This window comes from Bacillus sp. TL12, assembly GCF_022625245.1.
Taxonomy (GTDB): Bacteria; Bacillota; Bacilli; order Bacillales; family Bacillaceae_G; genus Bacillus_A.
In genome coordinates this window covers 12,587-28,774 of record NZ_JAJJBY010000028.1, presented here as the reverse complement: position 1 = coordinate 28,774, position 16,188 = coordinate 12,587, and the positions used below count along the sequence as shown (strand labels likewise).

The 16,188-nt window shown below is 41.1% G+C and carries 28 protein-coding genes; all 28 read left to right on the top strand.

The window, feature by feature from the left end; translation table 11 throughout:
* The first annotated feature begins 46 nt into the window (after positions 1-46).
* The 28 genes from fusA (at position 47) to rpmJ (ending at position 16,183) form a co-directional block, all read left to right on the top strand.
* Positions 47-2,125: an elongation factor G gene (fusA, locus tag LOK41_RS20855; protein WP_241818118.1), complete on the top strand. Its 2,079-nt coding sequence runs from the start codon at positions 47-49 to the stop codon at positions 2,123-2,125.
* 117 nt (positions 2,126-2,242) lie between these two features.
* Positions 2,243-3,430, top strand: a complete 1,188-nt coding sequence (gene tuf, locus LOK41_RS20850) for an elongation factor Tu (RefSeq protein ID WP_174102822.1) — start codon at positions 2,243-2,245, stop codon at positions 3,428-3,430.
* A gap of 389 nt (positions 3,431-3,819) precedes the next feature.
* A complete protein-coding gene (rpsJ, locus tag LOK41_RS20845; RefSeq protein ID WP_001040596.1) occupies positions 3,820-4,128 on the top strand; it encodes a 30S ribosomal protein S10 in 309 nt (102 codons plus the stop codon).
* Between the two features lie 35 nt (positions 4,129-4,163).
* Positions 4,164-4,796 carry a 50S ribosomal protein L3 gene (gene rplC, locus LOK41_RS20840; RefSeq protein ID WP_241818106.1) on the top strand — a complete coding sequence of 211 codons (633 nt, stop codon included), beginning with the start codon at positions 4,164-4,166 and terminating at the stop codon, positions 4,794-4,796.
* A gap of 25 nt (positions 4,797-4,821) precedes the next feature.
* Positions 4,822-5,445 carry a 50S ribosomal protein L4 gene (rplD, locus tag LOK41_RS20835; RefSeq protein WP_174102824.1) on the top strand — a complete coding sequence of 208 codons (624 nt, stop codon included), beginning with the start codon at positions 4,822-4,824 and terminating at the stop codon, positions 5,443-5,445.
* Positions 5,445-5,735 carry a 50S ribosomal protein L23 gene (rplW, locus tag LOK41_RS20830; protein WP_174102825.1) on the top strand — a complete coding sequence of 97 codons (291 nt, stop codon included), beginning with the start codon at positions 5,445-5,447 and terminating at the stop codon, positions 5,733-5,735. The genes rplD and rplW overlap by 1 nt, the downstream gene beginning before the upstream one ends.
* A 28-nt stretch (positions 5,736-5,763) precedes the next feature.
* The gene (gene rplB, locus LOK41_RS20825; RefSeq protein WP_026593168.1) at positions 5,764-6,594 is read left to right on the top strand and encodes a 50S ribosomal protein L2; all 831 of its coding nucleotides are present in this window, start codon (positions 5,764-5,766) and stop codon (positions 6,592-6,594) included.
* 60 nt (positions 6,595-6,654) lie between these two features.
* Positions 6,655-6,933: a 30S ribosomal protein S19 gene (gene rpsS, locus LOK41_RS20820; RefSeq protein WP_174102826.1), complete on the top strand. Its 279-nt coding sequence runs from the start codon at positions 6,655-6,657 to the stop codon at positions 6,931-6,933.
* A 17-nt stretch (positions 6,934-6,950) separates the two neighbouring features.
* The gene (gene rplV, locus LOK41_RS20815) at positions 6,951-7,292 is read left to right on the top strand and encodes a 50S ribosomal protein L22 (protein ID WP_011983250.1); all 342 of its coding nucleotides are present in this window, start codon (positions 6,951-6,953) and stop codon (positions 7,290-7,292) included.
* Between the two features lie 3 nt (positions 7,293-7,295).
* Positions 7,296-7,955: a 30S ribosomal protein S3 gene (rpsC, locus tag LOK41_RS20810; protein ID WP_017150132.1), complete on the top strand. Its 660-nt coding sequence runs from the start codon at positions 7,296-7,298 to the stop codon at positions 7,953-7,955.
* Position 7,956: 1 nt separating this feature from the next.
* A complete protein-coding gene (rplP, locus tag LOK41_RS20805) occupies positions 7,957-8,391 on the top strand; it encodes a 50S ribosomal protein L16 (protein ID WP_000928968.1) in 435 nt (144 codons plus the stop codon).
* Positions 8,381-8,581, top strand: coding sequence for a 50S ribosomal protein L29 (gene rpmC, locus LOK41_RS20800; RefSeq protein ID WP_000855718.1), 201 nt, complete (start codon positions 8,381-8,383; stop codon positions 8,579-8,581). The genes rplP and rpmC overlap by 11 nt, the downstream gene beginning before the upstream one ends.
* Before the next feature lie 20 nt (positions 8,582-8,601).
* Complete coding sequence (rpsQ, locus tag LOK41_RS20795; protein ID WP_011983253.1) at positions 8,602-8,865, top strand: 30S ribosomal protein S17; 264 nt, start codon at positions 8,602-8,604, stop codon at positions 8,863-8,865.
* A 43-nt stretch (positions 8,866-8,908) separates the two neighbouring features.
* Entirely contained in the window at positions 8,909-9,277 is a 369-nt protein-coding gene (gene rplN, locus LOK41_RS20790) for a 50S ribosomal protein L14 (RefSeq protein WP_011983254.1), read from the top strand.
* A gap of 38 nt (positions 9,278-9,315) precedes the next feature.
* A complete protein-coding gene (gene rplX / locus LOK41_RS20785) occupies positions 9,316-9,627 on the top strand; it encodes a 50S ribosomal protein L24 (protein WP_174102827.1) in 312 nt (103 codons plus the stop codon).
* A gap of 26 nt (positions 9,628-9,653) precedes the next feature.
* Entirely contained in the window at positions 9,654-10,193 is a 540-nt protein-coding gene (rplE, locus tag LOK41_RS20780) for a 50S ribosomal protein L5 (protein WP_017150134.1), read from the top strand.
* A 33-nt stretch (positions 10,194-10,226) separates the two neighbouring features.
* The gene (gene rpsN / locus LOK41_RS20775; RefSeq protein WP_001085700.1) at positions 10,227-10,412 is read left to right on the top strand and encodes a 30S ribosomal protein S14; all 186 of its coding nucleotides are present in this window, start codon (positions 10,227-10,229) and stop codon (positions 10,410-10,412) included.
* A gap of 29 nt (positions 10,413-10,441) precedes the next feature.
* Positions 10,442-10,840 carry a 30S ribosomal protein S8 gene (rpsH, locus tag LOK41_RS20770; RefSeq protein WP_000245511.1) on the top strand — a complete coding sequence of 133 codons (399 nt, stop codon included), beginning with the start codon at positions 10,442-10,444 and terminating at the stop codon, positions 10,838-10,840.
* Between the two features lie 31 nt (positions 10,841-10,871).
* Entirely contained in the window at positions 10,872-11,411 is a 540-nt protein-coding gene (gene rplF, locus LOK41_RS20765; protein ID WP_174102828.1) for a 50S ribosomal protein L6, read from the top strand.
* Positions 11,412-11,442: 31 nt separating this feature from the next.
* On the top strand, positions 11,443-11,805 hold the full coding sequence (gene rplR / locus LOK41_RS20760) for a 50S ribosomal protein L18 (protein WP_017150136.1): 363 nt from the start codon (positions 11,443-11,445) through the stop codon (positions 11,803-11,805).
* 21 nt (positions 11,806-11,826) lie between these two features.
* Positions 11,827-12,327, top strand: coding sequence for a 30S ribosomal protein S5 (gene rpsE, locus LOK41_RS20755; RefSeq protein WP_017150137.1), 501 nt, complete (start codon positions 11,827-11,829; stop codon positions 12,325-12,327).
* A 16-nt stretch (positions 12,328-12,343) separates the two neighbouring features.
* Positions 12,344-12,526 (top strand): 50S ribosomal protein L30, encoded by a 183-nt coding sequence (rpmD, locus tag LOK41_RS20750; RefSeq protein ID WP_001085234.1) that lies wholly within the window; start codon positions 12,344-12,346, stop codon positions 12,524-12,526.
* A gap of 33 nt (positions 12,527-12,559) precedes the next feature.
* Positions 12,560-13,000 (top strand): 50S ribosomal protein L15, encoded by a 441-nt coding sequence (gene rplO, locus LOK41_RS20745; protein ID WP_017150138.1) that lies wholly within the window; start codon positions 12,560-12,562, stop codon positions 12,998-13,000.
* Positions 13,000-14,301: a preprotein translocase subunit SecY gene (gene secY / locus LOK41_RS20740; RefSeq protein ID WP_241818105.1), complete on the top strand. Its 1,302-nt coding sequence runs from the start codon at positions 13,000-13,002 to the stop codon at positions 14,299-14,301. The genes rplO and secY overlap by 1 nt, the downstream gene beginning before the upstream one ends.
* Positions 14,302-14,355: 54 nt before the next feature.
* Positions 14,356-15,006, top strand: coding sequence for an adenylate kinase (locus LOK41_RS20735; RefSeq protein ID WP_017150140.1), 651 nt, complete (start codon positions 14,356-14,358; stop codon positions 15,004-15,006).
* A complete protein-coding gene (map, locus tag LOK41_RS20730) occupies positions 15,006-15,752 on the top strand; it encodes a type I methionyl aminopeptidase (protein WP_174102830.1) in 747 nt (248 codons plus the stop codon). Before LOK41_RS20735 ends, map begins: the two co-directional genes overlap by 1 nt.
* A 63-nt stretch (positions 15,753-15,815) precedes the next feature.
* A complete protein-coding gene (infA, locus tag LOK41_RS20725; RefSeq protein WP_001029884.1) occupies positions 15,816-16,034 on the top strand; it encodes a translation initiation factor IF-1 in 219 nt (72 codons plus the stop codon).
* A gap of 35 nt (positions 16,035-16,069) precedes the next feature.
* Positions 16,070-16,183, top strand: coding sequence for a 50S ribosomal protein L36 (gene rpmJ, locus LOK41_RS20720; RefSeq protein WP_000868344.1), 114 nt, complete (start codon positions 16,070-16,072; stop codon positions 16,181-16,183).
* The last annotated feature ends 5 nt before the right edge of the window (positions 16,184-16,188 follow it).

The following is a 16,188-nucleotide window of genomic DNA, read 5'->3' as shown; positions in this document are numbered from 1 at the left end:
TTAAAATAAAAAATCCAATCCATATATGGAAGGAGCAAGACACCAAATGGGAAGAGAGTTCTCTTTAGAAAACACTCGTAATATTGGTATCATGGCTCACATCGATGCTGGTAAAACAACAGCAACTGAGCGTATCTTGTACTACACAGGACGTATTCATAAAATCGGTGAAACTCACGAAGGTGCATCTCAGATGGACTGGATGGAGCAAGAGCAAGAGCGTGGTATCACAATTACTTCTGCTGCAACTACAGCTCAATGGAAAGGTCACCGTGTAAACATCATTGACACTCCAGGACACGTAGACTTCACAGTAGAAGTAGAACGTTCTTTACGCGTACTTGATGGCGCAGTAGCAGTACTTGATGCACAATCTGGTGTAGAACCACAAACAGAAACTGTTTGGCGTCAGGCTACTACTTACGGCGTACCTCGTATCGTATTCGTTAACAAAATGGATAAAATCGGTGCAGACTTCTTATACTCTGTAGGAACAATCCACGATCGTTTACAAGCAAACGCACATCCAATTCAGTTACCAATCGGTGCTGAAGATGAGTTCAATGGTATCATTGACCTTGTTGAAGAGTGTGCTTACATGTACGGTAACGATTTAGGAACAGACATTCAACGTGTCGAGATTCCTGAAGAGCATAAAGAGCTAGCTGAAGAATACCGTGGAAAACTTATCGAAGCGGTAGCTGAGCTTGATGAAGAAATGATGATGAAGTACCTAGAAGGTGAAGAAATCACTGTAGAAGAGCTTAAAGCTGGTATCCGTAAGGCTACAACTTCTGTTGAATTCTTCCCAGTAATCTGTGGTTCTGCATTCAAAAACAAAGGTGTTCAAATTCTGTTAGATGCAGTTATCGACTACCTACCATCTCCATTAGATGTACCAGCTATTAAAGGTACTCTTCCGGATACAGATGAAGAAGTAGAACGTAAGTCTAGCGATGAAGAGCCTTTCTCAGCTCTAGCATTCAAAATCATGACTGACCCTTATGTTGGTAAGTTAACGTTCTTCCGTGTGTACTCTGGTGTGTTAAACTCTGGATCATACGTGAAAAACTCAACTAAAGGTAAGCGTGAGCGTGTAGGTCGTATCCTACAAATGCACGCTAACAGCCGTGAAGAGATTTCAACAGTTTACGCTGGTGACATCGCTGCTGCTGTAGGTCTAAAAGATACTACTACTGGTGATACTCTTTGTGACGAGAAATCTCTTGTTATCCTTGAGTCTATGGAATTCCCAGAGCCAGTTATCTCTGTAGCTATCGAACCAAAATCTAAAGCTGACCAAGATAAAATGGGTACAGCATTATCTAAGCTTTCTGAAGAAGATCCAACATTCCGTGCTCACACTGACCAAGAAACTGGCCAAACAATCATCGCTGGTATGGGTGAACTTCACCTTGATATCATCGTTGACCGTATGCGCCGTGAATTCAAAGTAGAAGCAAACGTTGGTGCTCCTCAGGTAGCATACCGTGAGACTTTCCGCGCTGCAGCGAAAGTTGAAGGTAAGTTCGCACGTCAATCTGGTGGTCGTGGACAATTCGGTCACGTATGGATTGAGTTCGAGCCTAACGAAGAAGGTAAAGGATTCGAATTCGAAAACAAGATCGTCGGTGGTGTAGTTCCTCGTGAATACATCCCAGCTGTTGGAGCAGGTCTTGAAGATGCACTTAAAAATGGTGTACTAGCAGGATATCCTGTAGTAGACATTAAAGCTGCATTAGTTGACGGATCTTACCATGATGTTGACTCCTCTGAGATGGCGTTCAAAATCGCTGCATCTATGGCGCTTAAAGCTGCGGTTTCTAAGTGTAACCCAGTAATTCTTGAGCCAATGATGAAAGTTGAAGTTGTAATTCCTGAAGAGTACATGGGTGACATTATGGGTGACGTAACATCTCGTCGTGGACGTGTAGAAGGTATGGAAGCTCGCGGTAACGCTCAAGTTGTTCGCGCTATGGTTCCACTTTCTGAAATGTTCGGTTATGCAACGTCATTACGTTCTAACACTCAAGGTCGCGGTACATTCTCTATGGTATTTGACCACTATGAAGAAGTACCAAAATCTGTTTCAGAAGAAATTATCAAAAAAAATAAAGGTGAATAATTGATTTTTATCAATTGTTCAAGTATAACTACTTATGTAAGCTTAGAAAGTGGGACGTAAGTTTCACTTTCTAGTCTAAATATAAAATAACCTATATAAACTAAGGAGGAATTTAGAATGGCTAAAGCTAAATTCGAACGTTCTAAACCCCATGTTAACATCGGTACTATCGGCCACGTTGACCATGGTAAAACTACATTAACTGCTGCGATCACTACAGTTCTTGCAAAAGCTGGTGGTGCTGAAGCACGCGGATACGATCAAATCGATGCTGCTCCAGAAGAAAGAGAGCGCGGTATCACAATCTCAACTGCACACGTTGAGTACGAAACTGAAACTCGTCACTATGCACACGTTGACTGCCCAGGTCACGCTGACTATGTTAAAAACATGATCACTGGTGCTGCTCAAATGGACGGCGGTATCTTAGTAGTATCTGCTGCTGATGGCCCAATGCCTCAAACTCGTGAGCACATCCTTCTTTCTCGTCAAGTAGGTGTACCTTACATCGTTGTATTCTTAAACAAATGCGACATGGTAGACGACGAAGAATTATTAGAATTAGTAGAAATGGAAGTTCGTGATCTATTATCTGAATACGGATTCCCAGGCGATGATATCCCTGTAATCAAAGGTTCTGCTCTTAAAGCTCTTCAAGGAGATGCTGAGTGGGAAGCTAAAATCGTTGAATTAATGGCTGAAGTTGATGCTTACATTCCAACTCCAGAACGTGAAACTGACAAACCATTCTTAATGCCTGTAGAGGATGTATTCTCTATCACAGGTCGTGGTACAGTTGCTACTGGTCGCGTAGAGCGCGGTGTAGTTAAAGTTGGTGACGTAGTAGAAATCATCGGTCTTGCTGAAGAAGCTGCTTCTACAACTGTAACTGGTGTAGAAATGTTCCGTAAACTTCTTGACCAAGCTGAAGCTGGAGACAACATCGGTGCTCTACTTCGTGGGGTTGCTCGTGAAGACATCCAACGTGGACAAGTTCTTGCTAAAACTGGCTCTGTAAAAGCTCACGCTAAATTCAAAGCTGAAGTTTTCGTTCTATCTAAAGAAGAAGGTGGACGTCACACTCCATTCTTCGCTAACTACCGCCCACAATTCTATTTCCGTACAACTGACGTAACTGGAATCATCCAATTACCAGAAGGTACTGAAATGGTAATGCCTGGTGACAACATTGAAATGACTATCGAGCTTATCGCTCCAATCGCGATCGAAGAAGGAACTAAGTTCTCTATTCGTGAAGGTGGACGTACTGTAGGTTACGGTGTAGTTGCTACAATCGTTGAGTAATCTTTAAATAGATTTAAAAAACTCAAGGGATTTTCCCTTGAGTTTTTTTGTTTATGAAAAGTAGTATTTTCTAGTTTTAAACGAGTTTCTTCTATAGTATATAAATCTGCACAGTAAAACACCCAGAAACTGTAAAATGAATTAGCGCAGATGAAAACTTGAAATTCTTTAAAGTGCCATGTATAATAGCAAAAGTAGAGAAAAGCAGATGCAAACAAAAAGATGCTTGCATCTAGACGAATAACATTGTATAATAGACAATGTTGGTCTTTGACTGCGATGAAGTGGAAGGTTGCTGACACACCCGGCCGCTTTGCCATGGCATGGTGTGGGGAAATTTCCATGGAGAAGGTCTATTTTAGAAATAGGCGAACGAAGGAGGGAAAATAATGGCAAAAGAAAAAATTCGTATCCGTTTAAAAGCTTACGATCACCGTATTCTTGATCAGTCAGCTGAGAAAATTGTAGAAACAGCTAAGCGTTCTGGGGCAACAGTTTCTGGTCCGATCCCATTACCAACTGAAAAAACTGTTTACACAATTCTTCGTGCTGTTCATAAGTACAAAGATTCTCGTGAGCAATTCGAAATGCGCACGCACAAACGTCTAATCGACATCGTGAGCCCTACTCCACAAACAGTAGACTCATTAATGCGTTTAGATTTACCATCTGGTGTAGATATCGAAATCAAACTATAATTCATATAACTTAAAAAATGTAGGAGGTGTAACTCATGACCAAAGGAATCTTAGGAAGAAAGATCGGTATGACTCAAGTATTTGCTGAAAACGGTGAGCTAATCCCTGTAACAGTAATCGCTGCGACTCCAAACGTTGTTCTTCAAAAGAAAACAATTGAAACTGATGGCTACAATGCAATTCAGTTAGGATTCGACGACAAACGTGAAAAATTAGCTAACAAACCTGAACAAGGTCACGTTGCTAAAGCAACTACTGCTCCTAAGCGCTTCATTCGCGAAATCCGCGATGCAGACGTGGACGGATTAGAGGTTGGTCAAGAGGTAAAAGTTGAAGTTTTCACTGCAGGTGAAATCGTAGACGTAACAGGAATTTCTAAAGGTAAAGGTTTCCAAGGTGCTATTAAACGCCACGGACAATCTCGCGGACCTATGTCTCATGGTTCTCGTTATCACCGTCGTCCTGGTTCAATGGGCCCAGTTGCTCCGAACCGTGTATTCAAAGGCAAAAAGCTTGCTGGACGTATGGGTGGAGACCAAGTTACGGTTCAAAACTTAGAAATCGTTCAAGTTGACGCTGAGCGCAACTTATTGTTAGTAAAAGGTAACGTTCCAGGTGCTAAGAAATCTCTTGTAGTTGTTCAAGGCGCTGTGAAGGCTAGCAAATAATTCACAATAGGAAGGAGGAATTCCAATGCCAAAAGTTACTGTATATAATCAAACTGGTTCACAGGTTGGTGAAATCGAATTAGCTGAAGCTGTTTTCGGTATCGAACCTAATGAAGCTGTACTTTTTGAAGCTGTAATGATGCAACGTGCATCTTTACGTCAAGGTACACATAAAGTAAAAACTCGCTCTGAAGTGCGCGGTGGTGGTCGTAAACCATGGCGTCAAAAAGGAACTGGACGTGCTCGTCAAGGTTCTATCCGCTCTCCTCAATGGCGTGGTGGTGGTACGGTATTCGGACCTACACCAAGAAGCTATGCTTACAAACTTCCTAAAAAAGTTCGTCGCTTAGCTATTAAATCTGCATTAGCTACTAAAGTAGTTGAGAACAACGTTGTAGTTCTTGAAGACCTAGTGTTAAATGCACCAAAAACAAAAGACATGGTAGCAGTACTTAAAGGATTAGCTGTTGAGAAGAAAGCTCTTATCGTAACTGCTGATGCAAACGAGTCTGTAGAGTTATCTGCTCGCAACATTCCTGGAGTAACAGTAATCACTGCTGATGGCGTAAACGTTTTAGACGTGCTTCATCATGATAAGCTAATCATGACAAAAGCGGCAGTGGAAAAAGTAGAGGAGGTGCTTGCATAATGAGAGATCCTCGTGATATCATTAAGCGCCCAGTTATCACTGAACGTTCTATGGAAATGATGGCTGAAAAAAAATACACGTTCGATGTGGACGTTAAATCTAATAAAACAGAAGTTAAAGATGCTGTAGAAGCGATCTTTGATGTTAAAGTAGAGAAAGTAAACATCATGAACTACAAGCCGAAAGCAAAACGCGTTGGTCGTCACGCTGGTTTTACTAGCCGTCGTCGTAAAGCGATCGTTAAGCTAACTGCTGACAGCAAAGAAATCGAAATCTTCCAAGGTGTTTAATTCTTACTAAAGAAGGAGGGAAATTGAGATGGCAATTAAAAAGTATAATCCAACTACTAATGGTCGTCGTAACATGACTACGAATGATTTCGCTGAAATTACGACTGACAGACCGGAAAAGTCTTTACTTGCACCTTTAAGCAAGAAGGCTGGTCGTAATAACCAAGGTAAAATCACTGTACGTCACCAAGGTGGCGGACACAAGCGTCAATACCGTATCATCGACTTTAAACGTAACAAAGATGGAATTCCAGGACGCGTTGCTACGATCGAATACGATCCAAACCGCTCTGCGAATATCGCATTAATTAACTACGTTGACGGTGAAAAACGTTACATTCTTGCTCCTAAAAACTTAGAAGTAGGCATGGAAATTATGTCTGGCGCTGATGCTGACATTAAAATCGGTAACGCATTACCATTAATCAACATTCCAGTAGGTACTGTTGTTCATAACATCGAACTTAAACCAGGTCGTGGTGGACAATTAGTTCGTTCTGCTGGTACATCTGCTCAAGTACTTGGTAAAGAAGGTAAATACGTACTTGTACGTTTAACTTCTGGTGAAGTTCGCTTAGTATTATCTGCTTGTCGTGCTACTGTAGGTCAAGTTGGTAACGAATCACACGAACTTATCAAAATCGGTAAAGCAGGTCGTTCTCGTTGGTTAGGTAAACGCCCAACAGTTCGTGGTTCTGTAATGAACCCAGTTGATCACCCACACGGTGGTGGTGAAGGTCGTTCACCAATCGGACGTAAGTCGCCAATGTCTCCATGGGGTAAACCAACTCTTGGATTCAAGACTCGTAAGAAAAACAAAGCGTCTGATAAATTCATCGTTCGTCGTCGTAAAAAATAATGGGATTGTAGTACGGTTCATTTCTAGAACCGTACGCCAATCACGAAGGGAGGCACCAAAATGGCTCGTAGCTTAAAAAAAGGACCATTTGTCGATGAGCATTTAATGAGTAAAATGGAAAAATTAGTTGCATCTGAGCAAAAACAAGTTGTTAAAACTTGGTCTCGCCGTTCAACAATCTTCCCTCAGTTCATCGGTCATACTATTGCTGTATATGACGGACGTAAACACGTACCTGTATACATCACTGAAGATATGGTTGGCCACAAGTTAGGTGAATTCGCACCAACTCGTACGTATAAAGGTCATGATGCTGACGATAAGAAAACTAGAAGATAATGAGAGGAGGCACTTCAATGCAAGCTAAAGCAGTAGCGAGAACAGTTCGTATTGCTCCTCGTAAAGTTCGCCTAGTAGTAGACTTAATCCGAGGTAAGCAAGTGGGTGAAGCGATTGCTATCCTTAACCACACACCAAAAACTGCTTCTCCAGTTGTAGAGAAAGTTTTAAAATCTGCAATCGCAAACGCAGAGCATAACTACGAAATGGATGTAAACAACTTAGTTGTTGAGAAAGTTTTCGTTGACGAAGGTCCAACGTTAAAACGTTTCCGTCCACGTGCAATGGGTCGTGCAAGCCAAATTAACAAGCGCACAAGCCACATCACAGTTGTGGTATCAGAAAAGAAGGAGGGATAATCGATGGGTCAAAAGGTTAATCCAGTCGGTCTTCGTGTCGGTGTTATTCGTGATTGGGAATCTCGCTGGTTCGCTGAGAAAGATTACGCTACACTTCTTCATGAAGACATCAAAATTCGTGAATACATCGCAGCTCGCTTAAAAGATTCTTCTGTTTCTAAAGTAGAAATCGAGCGTGCGGCAAATCGTGTAAATGTTACAATTCACACTGCAAAACCTGGTATGGTAATTGGTAAAGGTGGTACAGAAGTTGAAGCACTTCGTAAAGCTCTTAACCAATTAACAGGCAAGCGTGTACACATCAACATCTTAGAAGTTAAGAGAGCTGATCTTGACGCTAAATTAGTAGCGGAAAATATCGCTCGTCAATTAGAAAACCGTGTATCTTTCCGTCGTGCACAAAAGCAAGTTATTCAACGTGCTATGCGCGCAGGTGCTAAAGGTATTAAAACACAGGTTTCTGGTCGTCTTGGCGGAGCAGATATCGCTCGTGCAGAATCTTACAGTGAAGGAACTGTTCCACTTCATACACTTCGCGCTGATATTGACTATGCAACAGCTGAAGCTGATACAACATACGGTAAATTAGGCGTAAAAGTATGGATCTACCGTGGAGAAGTCCTTCCTACAAAAAAGAAAGCTTCTGAGGAAGGAGGAAAATAATATGTTAATGCCTAAACGCGTAAAATATCGTAGAGAGCATCGTGGTAAAATGCGTGGTCGTGCAAAAGGTGGCGCTGAAGTAGCATTTGGTGAATTTGGTCTTCAAGCTCAAGCAGCTTCATGGATCACTAACCGTCAAATCGAAGCAGCTCGTCGTGCAATGACTCGTTACATGAAACGTGGCGGTAAAGTTTGGATTAAAATTTTCCCTTCTAAACCTTACACTGCAAAACCTCTAGAAGTACGTATGGGTTCCGGTAAAGGGGCACCAGAAGGCTGGGTAGCAGTAGTAAAACCTGGGAAAGTTATGTTTGAAATCGCGGGTGTATCTGAAGAGGTAGCACGCGAAGCATTACGTCTTGCAGCTCACAAGTTACCTGTGAAATGTAAATTCGTAAAACGTGAAGAAAATGGTGGTGAATCTAATGAAAACTAATGATATTCGTGAATTAACCACTGCCGAAATCGAAACAAAAGTTAAAGCGTTAAAGGAAGAGTTGTTTAACCTTCGCTTCCAGCTTGCTACAGGACAATTAGAGAATCCAACACGCATCCGTGAAGTGCGTAAAGCGATCGCTCGTATGAAAACTGTAGTTCGTGAAAGAGAGATCGGAATTAATCGATAAATTGAGGGGAGGTTTGCAAAGTGAGCGAACGTAACCAACGCAAAGTTTATACTGGTCGTGTTGTATCTGACAAAATGGACAAAACGATTACAGTTTTAGTTGAAACTTACAAAACTCATTCCTTGTACGGAAAGCGCGTTAAGTATTCTAAGAAGTACAAAGCGCATGATGAGCAAAACCAAGCAAAAGTTGGCGATATCGTAAAAATCATGGAAACTCGCCCGCTTTCTGCTACTAAGCGTTTCCGTTTAGTTGAAATCGTTGAAGAAGCGGTTATTATCTAAATAGACGAATCGGAATTTTAAGTCCGAAGGGAGGTTTCATAACATGATCCAACAAGAATCTCGTTTGAAAGTTGCTGACAACTCTGGTGCACGTGAACTTTTAACAATTAAGGTATTAGGCGGCTCTGGTCGTAAATATGCTAACATCGGTGATATTATCGTTGCTACGGTAAAACAAGCAACACCAGGTGGCGTTGTTAAAAAAGGTGACGTTGTTAAAGCAGTAGTAGTACGTACGAAGAGCGGTGCTCGTCGTCCAGATGGTTCTTATATCCGTTTTGATGAAAACGCAGCTGTTATCATTAAAGATGACAAGAGCCCACGCGGTACTCGTATCTTCGGACCAGTAGCTCGTGAACTACGTGATAGCAACTTCATGAAGATCGTTTCTTTAGCTCCAGAAGTTCTATAATTTAAGGTATTGCCTTGCTAAGGAGGTGCAGAATTAAGATGCATGTAAAAAAAGGTGATAAAGTACAGGTAATTACTGGTAAAGACAAAGGAAAACAAGGTGTTATCCTAGTTGCTTTCCCAAAACAAAACCGTGTTATCGTTGAGGGTGTTAACATCGTTAAGAAGCACTCTAAGCCATCTCAATTAAATCCACAAGGTGGAATTATCACGAAAGAAGCACCTATCCACGTTTCTAATGTTATGCCATTAGATCCGAAAACTGGTGAACCTACTCGCGTAGGCTTCAAAGTGGAAGATGGTAAAAAAGTTCGTATTGCAAAAAAATCTGGTGAATTATTAGATAAATAATTTTCTTAAGAAAGGAGGTCACTTCATTGAATCGCCTTAAAGAGAAGTTCCAAAAGGAAATTACTCCTGCTCTAATGAGCAAGTTTAACTATAAATCTGTAATGCAAGTACCGAAGATCGAAAAGATCGTTATCAACACTGGTGTTGGTGATGCGGTAGCAAACTCTAAAGCATTAGACAATGCTGTAGAAGAATTAACTCAAATCGCAGGTCAAAAGCCTGTTATCACTCGTGCTAAAAAATCTATCGCTGGTTTCCGTCTACGTGAAGGTATGCCAATCGGAGCGAAAGTTACTTTACGCGGTGAGCAAATGTATGAGTTCTTCGACAAATTAGTATCTGTTTCTTTACCACGTGTACGTGATTTCCGTGGTGTATCTAAGAAATCTTTCGATGGTCGTGGTAACTATACATTAGGTGTTAAAGAGCAACTTATCTTCCCTGAGATCGATTATGATAAAGTAAGCAAAGTCCGCGGTATGGACATCGTAATCGTTACTACAGCGAACACTGATGAAGAAGCTCGTGAACTTTTAACACAATTCGGTATGCCATTCCAAAAATAATGGAAGCCAACGCTAAGTAGAGGAGGCGAAAACGTGGCTAAAAAATCTATGATTGCGAAACAAAAGCGTACTCCTAAGTTTAAAGTACAAGAGTATACACGTTGCGAGCGCTGCGGTCGTCCGCATTCTGTATACCGCAAATTTAAACTTTGCCGTATTTGTTTCCGTGAACTTGCATATAAAGGTCAAATTCCTGGTGTTAAAAAAGCTAGTTGGTAAAACCCACAAATGGGAAGGAGGTAAAACACATGGTGATGACAGATCCAATTGCAGATATGCTTACTCGCATCCGTAATGCGAACATGGTACGTCATGAGAAATTAGAGGTTCCTGCTTCTAAAATCAAAAAAGAGATCGCTGAACTTTTAAAACGTGAAGGTTTCATTCGTGATGTAGAATACATCGAGGATAACAAACAAGGTATCCTTCGTATTTTCCTGAAATATGGTGCAAACAATGAACGTGTAATCACTGGATTAAAACGTATCAGTAAGCCTGGCTTACGCGTTTACGCTAAAGCTGACGAAGTACCACGTGTACTTAACGGATTAGGTATCGCTCTTGTTTCTACATCTAAGGGAGTAATGACGGACAAAGACGCTCGTCAATTACAAACTGGTGGAGAAGTAGTAGCATACGTTTGGTAATTAATATTTAAACGAACGGAGGTGTGACAACATGTCTCGTATTGGTAAAAAGATTCTTGAAATCCCTGCAGGTGTTACTATCACAGTAGCAGAAAACAATACTGTAACAGTAAAAGGACCTAAAGGTGAATTAACTCGTACATTCAATGCTGATATGTCTATCAAAATTGAAGAAAACATCCTAACAGTAGAGCGTCCATCTGAACAGAAGGAACACCGTGCATTACACGGTACAACTCGTGCTTTACTAGGTAACATGGTTGAAGGTGTAACTACAGGTTTCGCTCGCGGACTTGAATTAATCGGGGTTGGTTACCGTGCTCAAAAGCAAGGTGACAAACTTGTATTAAACGTAGGTTACTCTCACCCAGTTGAAATGACTCCTGAAGCGGGTCTTGAAGTTGAAGTTCCTGCTCCAACTAAGATCGTGATTAAAGGTATCGACAAGCAACGTGTTGGCGAATTCGCTGCTAACGTTCGTGCTGTACGTGCTCCAGAACCTTACAAAGGTAAAGGAATTCGTTACGAAGGTGAAGTTGTACGTCGTAAAGAAGGTAAAACTGCTAAGTAAGCCCGTTAGGTGAAAGAAAGGAGTGACAAGAATGATCACTAAAGCTGATAAAAATGCGACTCGTAAGAAAAGACATGCACGTGTACGTGCAAAACTTACTGGTACTGCAGAGCGTCCACGTTTAAACGTGTTCCGTTCTAATCAACACATTTACGCTCAAGTTATTGATGATGTGAATGGTGTAACATTAGTAAGTGCATCTACTCTTGATAAAGACCTTGCTCTTAACGGTACAGGCAACACTGAAGCTGCTACGAAAGTTGGCGAATTAGTTGCTAAGCGTGCTGTAGAGAAGGGTGTTAAAGAAGTAGTATTTGATCGCGGTGGTTACTTATACCATGGCCGTGTTAAAGCTCTAGCTGAAGCTGCTCGTGAGGCTGGATTACAATTTTAATGGTCAAAGGAGGGAAAATTGATGCGTCGCATTGACCCAAGTAAATTAGAACTTGAAGAACGTGTAGTTACGATAAACCGTGTTGCGAAAGTTGTTAAGGGTGGTCGTCGTTTCCGCTTTGCTGCACTAGTTGTAGTTGGCGATAAAAACGGTCATGTTGGATTCGGTACTGGTAAAGCTCAAGAGGTACCAGATGCTATTCGCAAAGCTATCGAAGATGCTAAGAAAAACTTAATCGAAGTACCATTAGTTGGTACATCAATTCCACACGAAATCATCGGACATTTCGGTGCTGGTGAAGTATTCTTAAAACCTGCTGCTGAAGGTACTGGAGTAATCGCTGGTGGACCAGTTCGTGCGGTTCTTGAATTAGCTGGTGTACAAGATATTCTTTCGAAATCTCTTGGTTCTAACACACCAATTAACATGATTCGCGCTACTGTGAACGGATTAAGCGAACTTAAGCGTGCTGAAGATGTTGCAAAATTACGCGGTAAATCTGTAGAAGAGCTACTAGGTTAAGAAGGAGGGAAAACAAATGGCGAAAAAGTTAGAAATTACCCTCACTCGTAGTGTAATTGGTCGTCCACAAGATCAACGTGCGACTGTAGAAGCTTTAGGTCTTAAAAAGTTGAATTCAACTGTAGTTAAGGAAGAAACTCCTGCTATTCTTGGTATGATCAACAAAGTTTCTCACCTTGTAACTGTAAAAGAAGCTTAAGGATAACTCATTAATATAAGGAGGTGCCTGGGAATGAAACTTCATGAATTAAAACCTGCAGAAGGTTCTCGTAAAGTACGTAACCGTGTCGGTCGCGGTATCGGTTCTGGTAACGGTAAAACTGCTGGTAAAGGTCATAAAGGACAAAACGCGCGTTCTGGCGGTGGTGTTCGTCTTGGCTTCGAAGGTGGTCAAACTCCATTATTCCGTCGTTTACCAAAACGCGGCTTCACAAACATTAACCGCAAAGAGTTTGCTATTGTAAACTTAGCGACGTTAAACCGTTTTGAAGATGGTACAGAAGTAACACCTGAATTATTGCTGGAAACTGGCGTTATCAGCAAATTAAACGATGGTGTTAAAGTTCTTGCAAGCGGAGCAGTTGAGAAAAAACTAACTGTTAAAGCGCACAAGTTCTCTTCAAGTGCTAAAGAAGCAATTGAAGCAGCTGGCGGAACAGTTGAGGTGATCTAATGTTTCGTACAATCTCCAACTTTATGCGCGTTGCTGAGATAAGACGTAAAATATTATTCACTTTAGCGATGTTAATCGTATTCAGGATTGGCACGTTTATCCCAGTGCCATTTACAAATGGAGACGTACTGAAAGCACAAGATCAGTTAAATGCATTAGGAATCCTAAATACATTTGGCGGTGGCGCGTTGAAAAACTTCTCCATCTTTGCGATGGGAATCATGCCGTATATTACAGCATCCATCATCGTGCAATTATTGCAGATGGATGTTGTTCCTAAATTTTCGGAATGGTCGAAGCAAGGCGAAATGGGCCGTCGTAAATTAACGCAATTCACGCGTTACTTTACAATTGTTCTTGCGTTTATTCAGGGGTTTGGTATGTCAATCGGTTTTAACGGTATGGTAGGTGGGCAGTTAATTTTGAATCCAGGTTGGAGCACTTATTTATACATTGCTACGGTACTGACTGCTGGTACTGCATTTTTAATGTGGTTAGGTGAACAGATTACAGCTAAAGGTGTAGGTAATGGTATTTCCATTCTTATCTTTGCTGGTATTGCTGCAGCGATCCCAAGTGTAATATCTCAAGTGTATCAACAACAGTTTCAAAATATCGGAGATCAACTGTTCATGAGTATCGTTAAAGTTGTATTGATTTTACTAGCTGTGCTAGCAGTTGTTGTTGGAGTTATCTTCATTCAACAAGCTGTTAGAAAGATCCCAATTCAATATGCGAAGCGTGTAACAGGAGGAAATGGTAGTTATACTGGAGCACAAAACACACATTTACCGCTTAAGGTAAATAGTGCGGGTGTTATTCCAGTAATTTTTGCTGTTTCATTCTTAATTACACCTCCAACTATTGCACAGTTCTTCCCGAAACACGATGTATCGCAGTGGATCATTGCAAACTTTAACTATTCTCATCCAGTGGGAATGATAATATATGTAGCGCTCATTGTAGCCTTCACATATTTCTATGCATTTGTTCAGGTTAATCCAGAGCAAATGTCAGAGAACTTAAACAAGCAAGGTGGGTATGTTCCAGGTATTCGTCCGGGTAAGAATACAGAACAATATCTAACAAAAATCTTGTATCGTTTGACCTTTGTAGGATCTATTTTCCTAGCAGCGATTGCAATTCTTCCAGTTATCTTTACGAAGCTGGGGAATCTTCCTCCATCTGCACAGATTGGTGGAACGAGTATGTTAATCGTTGTCGGCGTTGCTTTAGAAACAATGAAGCAGCTAGAAAGCCAACTGGTAAAACGCCATTACAAAGGGTTTATCAAGCAGTGAGTAAGTGGGAAGATGTGTCTTCCCTACATGCTCATGTACTGAGGGGGAACAAAGATGAACTTAATTTTAATGGGGCTTCCTGGTGCTGGTAAAGGTACACAAGCCGAACAGATTGTTGCCAAGTATAACATCCCTCACATCTCAACAGGAGATATGTTCCGTGCAGCTATGAAGGCTGAAACAGAACTTGGTTTACAAGCGAAATCTTTCATTGATAAAGGTGCCCTTGTTCCAGATGAAGTTACAATCGGAATCGTTCGTGAACGTTTAAGCCAAGAAGACTGTGTAAAAGGCTTCTTATTAGACGGTTTTCCACGAACAGTTGCACAAGCATCTGCTCTTGAAGAGATAATGAAAGATCTTGGCAAAAAAATCGACTATGTTTTAAACATTAATGTGGATTCAGGATTGCTATTAAAACGTCTTACAGGCCGTCGCATTTGTAAAGAGTGCGGTGCGACTTACCACTTAGAATTCAATCCGCCAGCAAAAGCTGATGTGTGCGATAAATGTGGTGGCGAATTATATCAACGCTCTGATGACAATGAAGAAACTGTAGCGAATCGTTTAGATGTAAATATTAAGCAAACAAAACCTTTGCTTGATTTCTATGAAGAGCTTGGTTACTTACAAAGCATTAATGGTGAGCAAGATATCAATAAAGTATTTGCTGATATCGATGTTCTCATCGGAGGCTTAGCGTAATGATCATTTGCAAAACTCCTCGCGAGATAGAGATCATGCGAGAAGCGGGCAAGATCGTTGCTTTAACTCATCAAGAGTTGAAAAAGCATATTACTCCAGGAATTACAACGAAAGAGCTCGATCAAATAGCGGAAAAGACGATTCGAAAATATGGTGCTACGCCATCTTTTAAAGGATACAACGGATTTCCGGGAAGCATCTGTGCTTCTGTAAATGAAGAGCTTGTACATGGGATTCCAGGAAAGCGCAAGCTCCAAGAAGGCGATATCATCAGTATCGATATTGGTGCGAAATACAATGGGTACCATGGAGATTCTGCATGGACGTATCCAGTAGGAAACATTTCTGAATCTGTTCAAAAGCTACTTGATGTCACAGAAAAATCGTTGTATCTTGGTCTAGAACAAATAAAACCAGGCGAAAGATTATCGAATATCTCACATGCGGTTCAAACGTATGCTGAAGATAATGGATTCTCGATCGTTAGGGAGTATGTTGGTCACGGAATCGGGCAAGACTTACATGAAGACCCTCAAATTCCGCACTATGGTCCACCAAATAAAGGTCCTAGATTAAAGCCGGGAATGGTCATCTGTGTTGAGCCGATGGTGAACCAAGGAAGACGATATGTAAAAACACTATCTGATGACTGGACAGTGGTAACGGTAGATGGTAAATGGTGTGCCCACTTCGAGCACACGATTGCTCTTACAGAAGCAGGATACGAAATCCTTACCACTTTATAAGTAGCTGGCTCTCCGGGATTTCAGAGCAGTGTAAAATGTTACTGAAGAAGGGAGAACTATTGAATGGCTAAAGATGATGTAATTGAAGTCGAAGGTACCGTTCTTGAAACGTTGCCAAATGCTATGTTCAAAGTAGAATTAGAGAATGGGCATGTCGTATTGGCTCACGTTTCTGGTAAAATCCGTATGAACTTCATTCGTATTTTACCAGGAGACAAAGTTACGGTAGAATTATCTCCGTACGATTTAAATCGTGGTCGTATTACGTACCGTTTTAAATAATATAGCACTCCGTAATCTTTAAGGAGGTTCGAGACATGAAAGTAAGACCGTCAGTTAAACCAATCTGCGAAAAATGTAAAGTTATTCGTAGACGTGGAAAAGTAATGGTTATTTGTGAAAACCCTAAACATAAACAAAAACAAGGTTAATCAGA

What these genes read in the sequence shown, in the direction of transcription:
- fusA (WP_241818118.1), top strand. Translation starts at nt 47, where the DNA reads ATGGGAAGAGAGTTCTCTTTAGAAAACACTCGTAATATTGGTATCATG.
- tuf (WP_174102822.1), top strand. Translation starts at nt 2,243, where the DNA reads ATGGCTAAAGCTAAATTCGAACGTTCTAAACCCCATGTTAACATCGGT.
- rpsJ (WP_001040596.1), top strand. Translation starts at nt 3,820, where the DNA reads ATGGCAAAAGAAAAAATTCGTATCCGTTTAAAAGCTTACGATCACCGT.
- rplC (WP_241818106.1), top strand. Translation starts at nt 4,164, where the DNA reads ATGACCAAAGGAATCTTAGGAAGAAAGATCGGTATGACTCAAGTATTT.
- rplD (WP_174102824.1), top strand. Translation starts at nt 4,822, where the DNA reads ATGCCAAAAGTTACTGTATATAATCAAACTGGTTCACAGGTTGGTGAA.
- rplW (WP_174102825.1), top strand. Translation starts at nt 5,445, where the DNA reads ATGAGAGATCCTCGTGATATCATTAAGCGCCCAGTTATCACTGAACGT.
- rplB (WP_026593168.1), top strand. Translation starts at nt 5,764, where the DNA reads ATGGCAATTAAAAAGTATAATCCAACTACTAATGGTCGTCGTAACATG.
- rpsS (WP_174102826.1), top strand. Translation starts at nt 6,655, where the DNA reads ATGGCTCGTAGCTTAAAAAAAGGACCATTTGTCGATGAGCATTTAATG.
- rplV (WP_011983250.1), top strand. Translation starts at nt 6,951, where the DNA reads ATGCAAGCTAAAGCAGTAGCGAGAACAGTTCGTATTGCTCCTCGTAAA.
- rpsC (WP_017150132.1), top strand. Translation starts at nt 7,296, where the DNA reads ATGGGTCAAAAGGTTAATCCAGTCGGTCTTCGTGTCGGTGTTATTCGT.
- rplP (WP_000928968.1), top strand. Translation starts at nt 7,957, where the DNA reads ATGTTAATGCCTAAACGCGTAAAATATCGTAGAGAGCATCGTGGTAAA.
- rpmC (WP_000855718.1), top strand. Translation starts at nt 8,381, where the DNA reads ATGAAAACTAATGATATTCGTGAATTAACCACTGCCGAAATCGAAACA.
- rplN (WP_011983254.1), top strand. Translation starts at nt 8,909, where the DNA reads ATGATCCAACAAGAATCTCGTTTGAAAGTTGCTGACAACTCTGGTGCA.
- rplX (WP_174102827.1), top strand. Translation starts at nt 9,316, where the DNA reads ATGCATGTAAAAAAAGGTGATAAAGTACAGGTAATTACTGGTAAAGAC.
- rpsH (WP_000245511.1), top strand. Translation starts at nt 10,442, where the DNA reads ATGGTGATGACAGATCCAATTGCAGATATGCTTACTCGCATCCGTAAT.
- rplF (WP_174102828.1), top strand. Translation starts at nt 10,872, where the DNA reads ATGTCTCGTATTGGTAAAAAGATTCTTGAAATCCCTGCAGGTGTTACT.
- rplR (WP_017150136.1), top strand. Translation starts at nt 11,443, where the DNA reads ATGATCACTAAAGCTGATAAAAATGCGACTCGTAAGAAAAGACATGCA.
- rpsE (WP_017150137.1), top strand. Translation starts at nt 11,827, where the DNA reads ATGCGTCGCATTGACCCAAGTAAATTAGAACTTGAAGAACGTGTAGTT.
- rpmD (WP_001085234.1), top strand. Translation starts at nt 12,344, where the DNA reads ATGGCGAAAAAGTTAGAAATTACCCTCACTCGTAGTGTAATTGGTCGT.
- rplO (WP_017150138.1), top strand. Translation starts at nt 12,560, where the DNA reads ATGAAACTTCATGAATTAAAACCTGCAGAAGGTTCTCGTAAAGTACGT.
- secY (WP_241818105.1), top strand. Translation starts at nt 13,000, where the DNA reads ATGTTTCGTACAATCTCCAACTTTATGCGCGTTGCTGAGATAAGACGT.
- LOK41_RS20735 (WP_017150140.1), top strand. Translation starts at nt 14,356, where the DNA reads ATGAACTTAATTTTAATGGGGCTTCCTGGTGCTGGTAAAGGTACACAA.
- map (WP_174102830.1), top strand. Translation starts at nt 15,006, where the DNA reads ATGATCATTTGCAAAACTCCTCGCGAGATAGAGATCATGCGAGAAGCG.
- infA (WP_001029884.1), top strand. Translation starts at nt 15,816, where the DNA reads ATGGCTAAAGATGATGTAATTGAAGTCGAAGGTACCGTTCTTGAAACG.
- rpmJ (WP_000868344.1), top strand. Translation starts at nt 16,070, where the DNA reads ATGAAAGTAAGACCGTCAGTTAAACCAATCTGCGAAAAATGTAAAGTT.